Annotated in this window: 11 protein-coding genes; 4 read left to right on the forward strand and 7 right to left on the reverse strand. The window is 72.6% G+C overall.

What is annotated here, in order from left to right:
* Positions 1 to 188 precede the first annotated feature (188 nt).
* A complete protein-coding gene (locus ACWEV3_RS32185; protein ID WP_452617493.1) occupies positions 189 to 1,466 on the forward strand; it encodes a beta-xylosidase in 1,278 nt (425 codons plus the stop codon).
* Here ACWEV3_RS32185 and ACWEV3_RS32190 read toward each other — a convergent pair whose 3' ends face one another.
* The 3 genes from ACWEV3_RS32190 to ACWEV3_RS32200 form a co-directional block, all read right to left on the reverse strand.
* Positions 1,467 to 2,264, reverse strand: a complete 798-nt coding sequence (locus ACWEV3_RS32190; RefSeq protein ID WP_452617483.1) for a putative hydro-lyase — start codon at positions 2,262 to 2,264, stop codon at positions 1,467 to 1,469.
* Positions 2,265 to 2,275: 11 nt separating this feature from the next.
* Entirely contained in the window at positions 2,276 to 3,628 is a 1,353-nt protein-coding gene (locus ACWEV3_RS32195) for an MFS transporter (protein ID WP_452617484.1), read from the reverse strand.
* Between the two features lie 186 nt (positions 3,629 to 3,814).
* Positions 3,815 to 4,456 carry a GntR family transcriptional regulator gene (locus ACWEV3_RS32200; RefSeq protein WP_452617485.1) on the reverse strand — a complete coding sequence of 214 codons (642 nt, stop codon included), beginning with the start codon at positions 4,454 to 4,456 and terminating at the stop codon, positions 3,815 to 3,817.
* 162 nt (positions 4,457 to 4,618) lie between these two features.
* Between ACWEV3_RS32200 and ACWEV3_RS32205 the strand changes: the two genes are divergently transcribed.
* Both ACWEV3_RS32205 and ACWEV3_RS32210 read left to right on the forward strand, forming a co-directional pair.
* Entirely contained in the window at positions 4,619 to 6,712 is a 2,094-nt protein-coding gene (locus ACWEV3_RS32205; RefSeq protein WP_452617486.1) for a hydantoinase/oxoprolinase family protein, read from the forward strand.
* The gene (locus tag ACWEV3_RS32210; protein WP_452617487.1) at positions 6,709 to 8,430 is read left to right on the forward strand and encodes a hydantoinase B/oxoprolinase family protein; all 1,722 of its coding nucleotides are present in this window, start codon (positions 6,709 to 6,711) and stop codon (positions 8,428 to 8,430) included. Before ACWEV3_RS32205 ends, ACWEV3_RS32210 begins: the two co-directional genes overlap by 4 nt.
* Before the next feature lie 35 nt (positions 8,431 to 8,465).
* On the opposite strand, the gene ACWEV3_RS32215 is transcribed toward ACWEV3_RS32210, so the two are convergent.
* From ACWEV3_RS32215 to ACWEV3_RS32230, 4 genes are all read right to left on the reverse strand, one after another.
* Entirely contained in the window at positions 8,466 to 9,122 is a 657-nt protein-coding gene (locus ACWEV3_RS32215) for a DUF4232 domain-containing protein (protein ID WP_452617488.1), read from the reverse strand.
* 80 nt (positions 9,123 to 9,202) lie between these two features.
* A complete protein-coding gene (locus ACWEV3_RS32220; RefSeq protein WP_452617489.1) occupies positions 9,203 to 9,763 on the reverse strand; it encodes a TetR/AcrR family transcriptional regulator in 561 nt (186 codons plus the stop codon).
* A 39-nt stretch (positions 9,764 to 9,802) separates the two neighbouring features.
* A complete protein-coding gene (locus tag ACWEV3_RS32225; RefSeq protein WP_452617490.1) occupies positions 9,803 to 11,143 on the reverse strand; it encodes an amidase in 1,341 nt (446 codons plus the stop codon).
* A complete protein-coding gene (locus ACWEV3_RS32230; RefSeq protein ID WP_452617491.1) occupies positions 11,130 to 11,330 on the reverse strand; it encodes a hypothetical protein in 201 nt (66 codons plus the stop codon). Before ACWEV3_RS32230 ends, ACWEV3_RS32225 begins: the two co-directional genes overlap by 14 nt.
* A gap of 126 nt (positions 11,331 to 11,456) precedes the next feature.
* Between ACWEV3_RS32230 and ACWEV3_RS32235 the strand changes: the two genes are divergently transcribed.
* Positions 11,457 to 12,347, forward strand: coding sequence for an MBL fold metallo-hydrolase (locus ACWEV3_RS32235; protein ID WP_452617492.1), 891 nt, complete (start codon positions 11,457 to 11,459; stop codon positions 12,345 to 12,347).
* The last annotated feature ends 125 nt before the right edge of the window (positions 12,348 to 12,472 follow it).

Raw genomic sequence — 12,472 nt, forward strand, 5'->3', positions numbered from 1 at the left:
GGGATCGGATCGGGCTGCGCTGGTTGGCCGCGCTGGCCGCCGTCGCGTTGCTGTCGGGTTGCACGCAGGTCGAGGGCGCGCCCGGCCCGACGCCGCAGGCGGAGAAGCGGGTCGAGCCGCCGAAGGCCCCGGTCGAGCTGGATGTCGGCGGCGAGCGCGGCAGCGCAGGGGTGGTGGCGGCGGGCGGGATGCCCGCGCCGTACAACTACGGACCGACCGTGCTCGTGGAGGGCGGGAAGTACCGCACCTGGTGGTGCAGCCAGCTGCCCGGGGTCGGCCCGCCCGGTGATGACATCCTGACGGCCGAGTCGGGCAGCCCCGACGGTCCGTTCTTCGCCGCCGGCGGCGCGCCCGCGGTGCCGGTCTTCACCGGCCAGCCCGGCGCGTTCGACGGCATGCACACCTGCGATCCGTCGGTGCTGCGGGTCGACGGCCGCTACTACCTGTACTACACCGGCGCGGCGGGGGATCACGCGCACGGCAACGCCATAGGGGTGGCCAGCAGCGAGGACGGCCTGGCTTGGCGGCGGGAGGCCGGCGGCAGGCCGATCGTCCTGGCTTCCCGCGAGGTGAACCGGGAGAACGTCTACGGCGCGGGCCAGCCGTCGGCGCTGTACCTGGACGGCTGGTTCTACCTGATGTTCACCGACACCACGGCGTCCGGCGCCGGCTGGAACGGCGCGGGCCAGTTCGTGCTCCGCGCGCGCAATCCCGAGTTCACCGAGCAGTTGCAGGCGTTGACGGAGCGGGGTTTCCAGCCGGCGGGCGCGCAGCGTTCGCGTTCGGTGGTGGACGCCTTCAGCGCGGACTGGATGTGGGTTCCGGCGCTGGACGCGTTCGCGATCGCCCACCAGACCTCGGCGGGCACCACGATCACCTTCTGGGACCGGGATTTCACCCGCCACCCCTACGAGCCGGTGGTCGTGCCCGGCCCCTGGCGGGAGGGCCCGGGCCTGGTCCGCAGCCCTGAGGGGCACGCTCCGGTGTCCACAGCGGACCCGTGTGGCACGGTGCCGGTGGACGTTCTCCGCGCCACTGCGGAATTTCCGTCGCCGACCGATATCCGCCACTTCGGCATCGATGTCGCCGGAGCCGACGGGTGCCGGACGACCGCGCAGGCCGCGGCGGTCCTCGACGGGTTCGCGGTGCCGTCCCCGGCTCGCACCATGGACGTGGTGCGGGACGGCCGGCGGGTCCGCGTCGAGCGCCGCTCCGTCGCCGAGCAGCTGGTCACGAGGGTTCTCGACGAGCGGGTGCCCGCGCTGGACGAGCTCCCGGTGGCAGGCACCATCCGTTCCGCGGCGCCCGCCCTGCGGTCCCCACAGGGCGCGGTCGGCCTGCTCGACGACAAGGGTCGACTGTGGACGGTGACCGCGGAGGTGGCGGCCGCGAACGGTTCGCCGGTCACCGACGTCCCCCAGCAGGAGTGGGACGCGCACGCCCCGGCCGGCGATCTCCGCCGCTGATCAGCGCCCGGCGACCAGGTCCGCGACCCGCAGATCGGTCAGGAACATGTAGCCGGGCGCGTGCGTGATCGCCACCTCCGGGCGCACCTCGGCGAGCACCGCCTGCGGGGTGACGCCGCACGCCCAGAACACCGGAACCTCGTCGGCTTCGAGCGGCATCGGGTCGCCCCAGTCCGGTGTGGACGGATCGGCGATGCCGATCTCCGCCGGGTCGCCGACGTGCAGCGGCGCGCCGTGCGCGAATGGCAGCTCGGCCGTCACGGCGACGGCGCGGTCCACCTCGGATCGCCTGATCGCGCGCATGGACACCACCACCGGCCCGTGGAACCGGCCGACCGGCCGGCAGCGCAGCGAAGTGCGGAACATCGGCACGTTCCCGCCGGTTTCCAGGTGGCGCAGCCGGACCCCGGCGGCGAGCAGCCGTTCCTCCGCGCTGAAGCTGCAGCCGAGCAGGAAGCCGACGAAGTCGTCGCGCCAGAGCTCGCGCACGGAGTCCACTTCGGACTCGACGGTGCCGTGCCGGTGCACCCGGTACTTCGGCAGGTCCGTGCGGAGATCGGCGTGCGGCGCCACCCGCAGCCGGTCCGCGACCCCGGGCTCGGTGGCCTCCAGCGGCGGCAGCGGTTGCGGGTTCTGCCGGCAGAACTCCGCGAACTCGTCCGCGAGCTCGCCGGGGAGGACCGCCAGGTTCGCCTGCACGTAGCCGGCGCACAGGCCGGTCGTGACGGCGTGCCAAGCCCCGGACCGGATGCTCTCCCGCGCCGCCGCCGGCGTCGATTCCGCTGTGATGGAAGGCATTTCGACACCCTTCAGTCGAGGTCGGCGTCGCGGGTTTCCGGCCCGCGCAGCGCGCCGACCGCCGTCAGCACCCCGCCCAGGACGATCAGCACGATCGGCGTGTACTCGTACGGCATGAGGCGAGCCAGGCCGAGCATGTAGAACGCGTAGAACCCGGGGATGATCACGGCGAGGCTGTAGCCGATCCCGTAGCCCGAGGCGCGGACGCCGGTGGCGAAGCGCTCGATGATGTAGGTCGAGACGATTCCCCATGGCGAAACGGTGAGCACCAGCGCGGCAGTCGCGTAGACCATCACCATCAGCGTGCTCCCGTCGCCCGCGGCCGCCCCGGTGGCTTCGCGGACCATCGCGACGAACGCGAGCGGGGCCAGCAGCACCGTCCAGAACCCGGAGAGGACGAGCATGCGGCGGCGGCCGAAGCGCTGGCCCAGCTGCGCCATCACCAGGTAGCCCGCGGCGACGAAGACGTTCGCGACGAGCAGGCCGGTGTTCACCTCGGTGCTCGGCAGGCCGATGACCGCGGACAGCAGTGCCGGGGTCGCCGACAGCGTGGCCTGGACCGTGAACCACATGCCGGTCATCAGCAGCAGCACCTGCAGCAGCTTGCGCCGGTGCTCGCCGGTGAGCAGCTCCCGCAGCGGCGACTTCGGCTTCTCCGCCCGCTGGACCCGCTTGAACGCGGCGGATTCCTCGACCTTGCGGTAGTAGAGCAGGAACCAGGCGGACAGCGCCGCGCCGACGAAGAACGGGATGCGCCAACCCCATTGCACGTAAGGGGAATCCGGGCTGCCGGCCGGGGCGAACTGGAAGGTGATCGCGACGACGACCGAGATCGCGATGTAGCCCAGCGGGTAGGAGGCCGCGATCATGCCGCCGACCAGGCCGCGCAGGCGCTTCGGGCTGGCCTCCATCGCCAGCGGGTTCGCGCTGGAGTACTCGCCGCCCATGAACACGCCGCCGATGAACCGCAGCAGCAGCACCAGGATGATCGACAGCCAGCCGATCGTGGCGTAACCGGGCAGCAGGCCCATCAGCAGCGTGCAGGCGCCGGCACCGGCGACCGCGATGAGGGTGGCCCGGCGGCGGCCGGTGATGTCCGCGATCCGGCCGAAGATGATGGCCCCGACGGGCCGGCCGATCAGGGTGAGCGCGAGCGTGACGTAGGACAGCGTGGCCGCGACGGACGCCGGGGTGTGCTGGGCCTGGAAGTAGGCGATGGCGGGGGTCAGTGCCACCACGGGCAGGTAGATGTCGAAGTAGTCGACGAAGAATCCGAAGCAGGCGCCCTTCACGGCACGCTTCGCCGGTGGGCTCAGCCGCTGCTGGTCGGGGTCGTTCGTGCGGTCGGAGAGGTCAGTGGGCATGGGGGAGCGCTCCTTGGCTCGGGCGAGCGAGGCGTGGCGCTTGCGCCGGTGTCGCGGACCGGTCTGGATTGGTCCGGTGTGGACGGTCGACGCTCCGGTGCGCTCGCGGGGCGGCCGCGAGTGGCCCGACTTTAAGAGTTCGTCAGACGATAATCAAGGCGTGCCGCGTCATCGGCTCGCCGTTCGTCAGTCGACGAAGTGGTTCTGCAGCGCTTCTTCGGCGTCGATGAGGTAGGCGTCCAGCAGGGTCGCCGCGCCCTCCACGTCGCCGGAGCGCAGCGCGTCGGCGATCTCCTCGTTGCGCTTGAGGAACGCCGAGTGGAATACCTGGGTGTCCTTCATGTGCGCGTAGGCCAGCCGGAACTCGGCGAGGATCTCGCCGACCACCGCGTCCAGCCGCGCGCTGCCGGCCAGTGCGACGAGCGCCTCGTGGAACCTGATGCTGGCCGCCGCGACGTCGTCCCAGCGGCCCTTCTCGGCGGCCTCGCGGCCGTCGGAGATCGCGGCGGCCAGCCGGCGCAGCCCGGCCGGTTCGAGGCTGCGGATGTGCCGCAGGGCAGCGCATTCGATGACCCGGCGCACCTCGTAGAGGTCGGTGACGTCCTGCCGGGAGAGCTGCCGGACGAAGACGCCGCGGCTGAGCTCGTGGACCAGCAGCCGCTCCCGGATCAGCAGCCGGAACGCCTCGCGCAGCGTGCTGCGGGAGACGCCGTGCGCCTGCTTGACGCGCTCTTCGGACAGCCGCATGCCGGGCACGAGCTCGCCGGCGGCGATCTCGGCGCGCAGCGCGTCGGCCACCCGGCTCGCGGCGCCGCTCGTGTCGGTCACGTGGGTCCCCTTCGTCCGGCCGCGGCGGGCGCGCGCGGTTCGTGCAGTTTACCCGGCGGGCTCCGCAGTTCCCGGACGGATCGTCTGACGATCCGTTGCCAGATCGTCTGACGATCCGTACTGTCCCGGATTGCGCGCTCCCCGTCGAACCGGAGGGTTCCCATGGCAGATTCACGTGCGCTGCGGGTCGGGGTGGACATCGGCGGCACCTTCACCGACCTGGCGGTCCTCGACGAGAGCGGGATCGTCGCCGTCGGCAAGGCGCTGACCACCCACCACGAACCCGCCGCGGCGGTCGAAGCGGTGCTGCGGCAGGCAATAGCGGATCACGGGCTCGACCCGGCGGACATCGCGACCGTCGTGCACGGCACGACCCTGGTGACCAACGCGCTGATCGAGCGCCGCGGCGCCCGCACCGCGCTGCTCACCACCGAAGGCTTCCGCGACGTGGTCGAGATGGGCCGCGAACACCGGTACGAGCTCTACGACCTCGGGCTCGAACTGCCGCGCCCGCTCGTGCCCCGGCACCTGCGGTTCGGCGTGCGGGAACGGGTTCGCGCCGACGGCGCGGTGGTGACGCCGCTGGACGCGGGCGCCGTCAAGCAGCTCGGCGTCGAACTCGCCGCCGCCGGGGTCGAAGCCGTCGCCGTCTGCTTCCTGCACAGCCACACCAACGGCGAGCACGAGCGGCAGGCCAGGGAGATCCTCGAAGCCGCCGCGCCGGAGCTGCGGGTGGCGCTGTCCAGCGAGGTGAACCCGGAGATCCGGGAGTACGAGCGGAGTTCCACCACCCTCGCGAACGTCTACGTGCAGCAACTCGTCGAGGACTACCTCGCGGATCTGCGCGCCCGGCTCGGCGGGCTCGGGGTGCGCACCGATCCGCTGATCATGCTGTCCAACGGCGGCGTCGCGGCGATCGAGGTGGCGCGGCGGTTCCCCATCCGGATGCTGGAGTCGGGGCCGGCGGGCGGTGCGCTGGGCGCCGTCGCGTTCGGCCGGACCGCGCGGCGGCCGGACCAGCTGGCCTTCGACATGGGCGGCACCACCGCGAAGCTCTGCATGATCGAGCGGGACCGCCCGCTGATCACCCACACGTTCGAGGTGGACCGGGTGTACCGGCTGCGCGCCGGTTCCGGGCTGCCGGTGCGGGCGCCGGTGATCGACATGATCGAGATCGGCACCGGCGGCGGCTCGATCGCCCGCGTCGACCCGCTCGGCCTGATCACCGTCGGCCCCGACTCGGCGGGCTCGGAACCGGGGCCGGTGAGCTACGGGCGCGGCGGCACGCGGTGCACCGTCACCGATGCGGACGTCGTGCTCGGCTACCTCGACCCGGCCCGGTTCCTGGGCGGCGACATGCCGCTGGACGCGGCGGCCGCCGCGGCGGCGATCCGGGAGCAGGTCGCGGACCGGCTGGGCGTGTCCGTCCCGGAGGCGGCGTGGGGCATCCACACCACGGCGAACGAGAACATGGCCAACGCCGCCCGGGTGCACGCCATCGAGCGCGGCCAGGATCCGGGCCGGCTGCCGCTGTTCGTCTCGGGCGGCAACGGGCCGCTGCACGGTCCGGGCGTGGCTCGGGCGCTCGGGTCGCCGTCGATGGTCGCGCCGCCGGCCGCCGGGGTGCTCAGCGCGCTGGGCTTCCTGTCCGCGCCGATGTCGATCGACATCGTCCGCTCCCGGCACGCGCTGCTCGGTGAGATCGGGCTCGACGAGGCGCGGGCGCTGTTCGCGGAGATGGAACGCGAGGGCGCCGAGGTGCTGACCGCGTCCGGTGTCGCTGCCGCCGACGTCGTCCACGAGCGGACGCTGGAGATGCGGTTCGTGGGGCAGGGCAGCGAGATCGAGGTGCCGGTCCCGCCGGTCGGCGACGGCTGGCGCGACGAGGCGCTGGCGAGCTTCCGGCGGCAGTACGCGCAGCGCTTCGGCACGGTCGCCCCGACCGGCGTCGAGCCGGAACTGCTCACCTGGCGGGTCACCGCGCGCGGCCCGGAACCGCCCGCCCGGCTCGGCTTCGAGTCCACTTCGGACGGCCAGGACGCGCTGATCGGGCACCGCGACGCCTACTTCGCGCCGGAGGGCTACGCCCCGACGCCGGTCTACGACCGGTACCGGTTGCGCGCCGGCGCGGTGCTGACCGGGCCCGCGCTGGTGGAGGAGCGGGAAGCGACGCTGCTCGTCCCGCCCGGTGCGCGCTGCACCGTCGAGGCCGGCAGCAGCATCCTCGTCGAGTTCGCCGTGGGAGGTTCCCGATGAGCCGCGTCGATCCGGTGCTGGTCGGCCTGGTCGCCAACCGGCTGCACTCGCTGCTCGACGAGCAGCAGGCCGCTCTGGTGCACACCGCGTTCAGCCCGGTGGTGCGCGAATCCCTGGACCTGGCCTGCGCCGTGTTCAACTCGGCGGGGGAGATGGTGGGGCAGTCCAGCGGCGGCACTCCCGGGCACATCAACGCGATGGCCACCGGGATGCGGCACATCGTCGCCGAGTACCCGCCCGAGGTCCTGGCCGACGGCGACGTGCTGATCACCAACGACCCGTGGATGACCTCGGGGCAGATCAACGACATCACCATCGCCACCCCGGTGTTCCGGGGCGGGGCGCTGATCGCGTGGTTCGCGAGTTGCTGCCACTCGCCGGACATCGGCGGCCGGATCCTGTCCGCGGCGGCCACCGAGGTCTTCGAGGAGGGACTGCGGCTGCCGATCCTGAAGCTGCGGACCACGGAAGGTCCTAATAGGACGCTGGAGCGGTTGATCCGGGCGAACGTGCGGACGCCGAACGAGACGATGGGCGACATCTACGCGCAGGTGTCGGCCAACCAGGTCGGCATCCGCAGCCTCGACCGGATGCTGGACGAGTTCGGCCTCGACGGCATCGACGAGGTCGCCGCCGAGATCATGCTGCGCTCCGAGCAGGCGCTGCGCGCGGCGCTGCGGGAGATCCCGGACGGCACGTACTCGGCGAGCATGGACTCGGACGGCTTCGACGGCGACGCGATCCACCTGGCGGTCGCGGTGACCGTCGACGGCGACGCCGTCCGCGTCGACTACGCGGGATCGTCGCCGCAGTCCCCGCACGGCGTCAACGTGGTGCTCAACTACACCCGGGCGTACACGTCGTTCGCGATCAAGGCGGCGCTGGCGCCGGAGGTGCCGCACAACGCCGGGTCGTTCCGGCCGGTCGAGGTGACCGCGCCGCGCGGTTCGGTGCTCAACTGCGTCGAACCCGCGCCCGTCGCCTCCCGTCACCTCGTCGGGCACTTCCTGCCCAGCCTGCTGTTCGAGGCGCTCCGCCCGGCCGTGACCGGCGGTCTGCCCGCGGTGAGCGCGGACGCCCTGTGGATGACGGTGTGGCGCGGCGCCGGCATCGACGAGCCGCAACCGTTCACGCTGACGGTCTTCGGCGCGGGCGGGACCGGCGCGCGGCCGGACAAGGACGGGCTGAACACCACCGGCTTCCCGACCGGGGTGCGTGCCGCGCCGACGGAGGTGCTGGAAACCCTGACTCCGCTGGTGCAGTGGCGCCGGGAGCTGCGGCCGGATTCCGGTGGTGCGGGGCGGTTCCGCGGCGGGCTGGGGCAATCGGTGGAGGTGTCGCGGCACGGGCCGCACGGCTGGACCGTGAACGCGAACATCGATCGCGTCGACTTCCCGGCCGTCGGCGCCGAGTCCGGATCTGCCGGCGCGGCAGGGGAATTCGTCGACGCGAGCACCGGCCGGGAGCTGCCGCGCAAGCAGCTCGTCCGGCTCGGCGCCGACTCCCGGGTGCGGCTGCGCTTCCCGGGCGGGGGCGGCTACGGCCATCCGCAGGCCCGGCCGGTCGACCGCGTTCTCGACGACGTCGTCAACGGCTACGTGGGCATCGACGCCGCGCGCGAGCTCTACGGCGTGGAGATCGAGTACACCGGTGACCCGGATGCGTTGGTGCGGCCGCCCGATTCCTACCGCGTCCGGAGCGCGACGCCGCGCCGCTGACGGTGGGGCGCCCTCGGAAGGCGCCCCGCTAAGGATCACCGCTCGCCGGTGCCCGCCTCGACGCTCCGCACGGTGAGCTGGTTGCCGGGCAGCTTGTCGTTCGCGCAGCCGGTTTCGGGGTTGTCGAACGCGATGTACATCGACGCCGTTTCCTGCGGCGGGTAGATCCGCAGGCCCTTGGCCGTTTCCGGCCGGCAGGTGGCGGTCTCGTAGTTCTCGACGGTCGCGAACCCGATCACGGCGGCGGCCTTCTCGCCGGGCTGGAGGGTGATCGCCGGCCCCTTCTCGTCGACCCGGGCGGCGGCCGCGCCGACCTGGTGCCCGTCTTCGCCGCCGACGTAGGACACGCCCGGGAAGCCCTGGATCACGCACTGGCTGCCGCTGGTGTTGGTGAAGATCAGCGGGCGGTAGGTGGTGCCGGCCGCCGCGCCGCCCCTGCCGAACGACAGCTGGAGATCCGTTGCCTTGCAGAGCCCGTTGTCCGGCTTCTGCTCCGGCTTGGCGGTCGTCGAGCCGGCAGCGGTGGTCTCCGGGGCCGAGCCGGAACCGGTCGACTCGGCGGGGGCCGAGTTCGCGGGCGGGTCCTGGATGATCGATCCCGGTCCGCCCGCGTTCGATCCGCCGGGGCTGCAGGCCGCCAGCCCGACCGTCAGCGCAGCCGCCGCGACCGCGAGAATCCTCGCTCGAATCATCGATCTGCCTCTCCGTGCACCAATGTCGGCCGTTAGACGCGCGGTCGCCGGTGAGGTTGCCGGAGTTGTTCGATCTGTGATCAGCGGTCGCCGAGGAGCCCCGTCACCAGCCCGCGGGCGTAGGCGGTGTCGAGACCGCTGGGGCGGAACAGGATGCGGTACATCATGGGGGCGACGACGTGGTCGACGACCGCCTCCGTGCCGGGTGTGCTCTCGCCGCGTTCGGCCGCGCGGGCGAGGATGACGTCGATCTGCTCGGCCGCGTAGGCCGAGCACTGACCGGCGTTGCTGCCGTCCGGGTCGCCGAGCAGCGCGTCGCGGATGTAGGCGCGGCCCGGAGGAGAGGCCATCTCCTCCAGGAACTGCTCGGCCCAGCCCGTCAGGTCGGCGGCCAGGGCGCCCCGGTCCTCCGGCGGAGTCTCGGGGCGCAGCCGCTCGACCGCCACGTCCGACAGCAACTCCTGCAGATCGCCCCAGCGGCGGTAGATCGTCGACGGCGTGACCCCGGCGCGGGATGCCACCAGCGGAACGGTCAGCGCGTCCCGGCCCACCTCGGTCTCGAGTTCGCGCACGGCGTTGTGCACCGCCTCCTGGACCCGGGCGCTCCGCCCGCCCGGACGCACCATCGGCTTCCTACCCATGGCTCAACCTTAAAGCAAAGTCATGGCTTCTAGCGGCGTCTAGGCCACCGGCGCGAGCTCGCGGGCGGGCTCGGTCTGCTCGTACGCGTACCCGACCCGGAGCAGCAGATCCTCCGCGAAGGGCTTCCCGAGCAGCTGCATGCCGATCGGCATGCCAGCCTGGTCGCGGCCGACCGGCACGGACAGCGAGGGCACCCCGGTGACGTTGGCGGGAGCGGACAGGCGCACGTAGGCGTCGGAGGCGCTCTCGCTCGTGCCGTCGGGCCAGGTGATCGATTCCGCGCCGGCCCGCACGGCGGTCACCGGCACCGTCGGCGCGGCGATCACGTCGACCTCCGCCAGCATGCGCGTCCATTCCCGGCGCATCAGCGTCCGCGCGCGCTGGGCGCGCAGGTAGTCCGCGGCGGACATCAGGGCGCCGGCTTCGAGGAGGATGCGGACATCGGGCCCGTAGGCGTCGGGCACCGTTCGCAGGGTCTGCTCGTGGTACGCGGTGGCCTCGGGGACCATCAGGCCCCAGTGCGTCGCCTTGATGTAGCGCGTCATCGGGATCTCCACCTCGACCGGCCGGGCGCCGAGGCTCGCGAGGCGGTCGACGGTCCGCCGGACCGCGGCCTCGACCTCCGGGGCGACCCGGTCGAAGTAGTAGTTGCGCGGCACGCCGACGCGCAGGCCCGTCAGGTCGGTTCCGGCGGGCGGCCGGTGGTCCTGGTCGCGCCCGGCGAGGACGGCCAGGACCAGGGCCGCGTCCTCGACGGTGCGGGTGATGGGGCCGACGTGGTCCAGGGACCAGGACAGCGACGTGACGCCCTGCCGCGGAACGAGGCCGTACGTCGGCTTGAGGCCGACCACCCCGTTCAGCGCGGCCGGCACCCGGATCGACCCGCCGGTGTCGGTGCCCAGGGCGAACGTCGCCGCTCCCGCCGCGACCGCGACGGCGGACCCGCCGCTGGAGCCCCCGGCGATCCGATCCTGGTCCCAGGCGTTGTTCGTCTGCGGCGTGATCAGGCCGTAGGCGAACTCGTGGGTGTGGGTCTTGCCCAGCAGGGCGGCGCCGGCCGCCGCCAGGCGCGCGGCGACGGTGCTGTCGGCGTCCGCGCGGTGACCGGCCCGCGCCCGGGAACTCGCGGTGGTCGCCGTGCCGGCGACGTCGATGAGATCCTTGAGCCCCATGGGAATTCCGCGCAGCGGGCCCTGGGACAGGTCGGCCGCGCGCGCCTCCTGGCGCGCTCGTTCCGCCAGCACCGAGACGTAGGCCTGCAGGCGCGGTTCGACCTGCTCGATGCGGCCGAGCACCGAGTCCACCAGTTCGACGGGCGACAGCCGCCCGGCCCGCATCTCCGCGGCGGCGGCCGCGACGGTCAGCTCATACGGTTGCATCGGGCCGCTCCTCGTCTGCGCGGTGGGCGGGCGCGGTGTCCCCGAAGTCCAGCTCCCGGAGCAGCGCGACGACGGAGTGGATGTATTCGGCCGTGGCCGCGACTTCGGCGTGGCGGTCGGCCGCCAGCGGGAGCCCGGAGCGGTCGGCCCATCGGGCGGCCTCCGGCGGCGTGAGTCCAGCGGACATGGGCGCGCCCTCCTGTCGAATAAAAGCTAACGATTTGCTTTAGCTGACTGTAGGGCCTATCGTGTCTTAAAGCAAACGGATAGCTTTTAGCTGGCGCGATCGGGCAGACGGAGGAAACGACGGAACATGAACGAATCCGCCGCGACGTGGACCGTGGGCGACACGACCGTCCACCGCATCGACGAGGTCCTCCTGCCGCCCGCGACCGGGCCCTGGCTACTGCCCGACGCCACCCCGGACGTGGTCGCGCGGCAGGACTGGCTGCGCCCGGATTTCGCGGACCACGAGGGCGTTCTACGCCTCGACAGCCACAGCTTCGCGCTGGTCGTGGGCGGGCTGCGCGTCCTCGTCGACACCGGCATCGGCAACGGCAAGACCCGGGCGAACCCGGCGTGGCACGACCTGCGGACCGACTACCCGGAGCGTCTCGCGGGAGCCGGATTCGCCCCGGACTCCGTCGATCTGGTCGTCCTCACCCACCTGCACGCCGATCACGTCGGCTGGAACACGCGCGACGAGCAGGGCGAATGGGTACCCACCTTCCCCCGCGCCCGCTACGTCGTCTCCCGCGCCGAGCGGGAGTTCTGGGCCGGGTACGACATGGACGAGCCGCGGCGGCAGATGTTCCGCGACTCCGTGCACCCGGTGGAGGACGCGGGATTGCTCGACCTGGTCGACGTCCCGGCGGAGGGCACCGAAATCGCGCCCGGCCTGCGCCTGCTGCCGACTCCCGGTCATACGCCCGGCCACGTCGCCGTCCGGCTGAGCAGCGGCGGAGAGACGGCGCTGATCACCGGCGACTGCGTCCACCACCCCGTCCAGCTCGCCGAGCCGGACATCGGCAGCTGCGTCGACATCGATCCCGAACAGGCCGGAGCCACGCGCCGATCGGTGCTCGCATCGCTCGCCGGCACCGGAACCCTGTTGCTGGGCACCCATTTCCCGCCGCCGACCGCGGGCCGGGTGATCGCCGACGGCGACGCCTACCGCCTCGTGCCGAACCCCGCCGGCCGCTAGTCGCCAGCCCACGACCGGCCAAGACCCCGGTCACCGAGCGCACGCACCTCCCCGGTGGACCGCAATTTCAATGGAAATCATACCAGAGATTTGGAGAGAAATTTAGGTGCACCCACGGGGGCCGG

This window comes from Saccharopolyspora sp. NPDC003752 (assembly GCF_053605825.1).

Coding starts and splice junctions, on each gene's coding strand:
- ACWEV3_RS32210 (WP_452617487.1), top strand. CDS start 6,709: ATGAGCCGCGTCGATCCGGTGCTGGTCGGCCTGGTCGCCAACCGGCTG.
- ACWEV3_RS32225 (WP_452617490.1), bottom strand. CDS start 11,143: ATGCAACCGTATGAGCTGACCGTCGCGGCCGCCGCCGCGGAGATGCGG.
- ACWEV3_RS32215 (WP_452617488.1), bottom strand. CDS start 9,122: ATGATTCGAGCGAGGATTCTCGCGGTCGCGGCGGCTGCGCTGACGGTC.
- ACWEV3_RS32190 (WP_452617483.1), bottom strand. CDS start 2,264: ATGCCTTCCATCACAGCGGAATCGACGCCGGCGGCGGCGCGGGAGAGC.
- ACWEV3_RS32220 (WP_452617489.1), bottom strand. CDS start 9,763: ATGGGTAGGAAGCCGATGGTGCGTCCGGGCGGGCGGAGCGCCCGGGTC.
- ACWEV3_RS32205 (WP_452617486.1), top strand. CDS start 4,619: ATGGCAGATTCACGTGCGCTGCGGGTCGGGGTGGACATCGGCGGCACC.
- ACWEV3_RS32185 (WP_452617493.1), top strand. CDS start 189: ATGCCCGCGCCGTACAACTACGGACCGACCGTGCTCGTGGAGGGCGGG.
- ACWEV3_RS32235 (WP_452617492.1), top strand. CDS start 11,457: ATGAACGAATCCGCCGCGACGTGGACCGTGGGCGACACGACCGTCCAC.
- ACWEV3_RS32230 (WP_452617491.1), bottom strand. CDS start 11,330: ATGTCCGCTGGACTCACGCCGCCGGAGGCCGCCCGATGGGCCGACCGC.
- ACWEV3_RS32195 (WP_452617484.1), bottom strand. CDS start 3,628: ATGCCCACTGACCTCTCCGACCGCACGAACGACCCCGACCAGCAGCGG.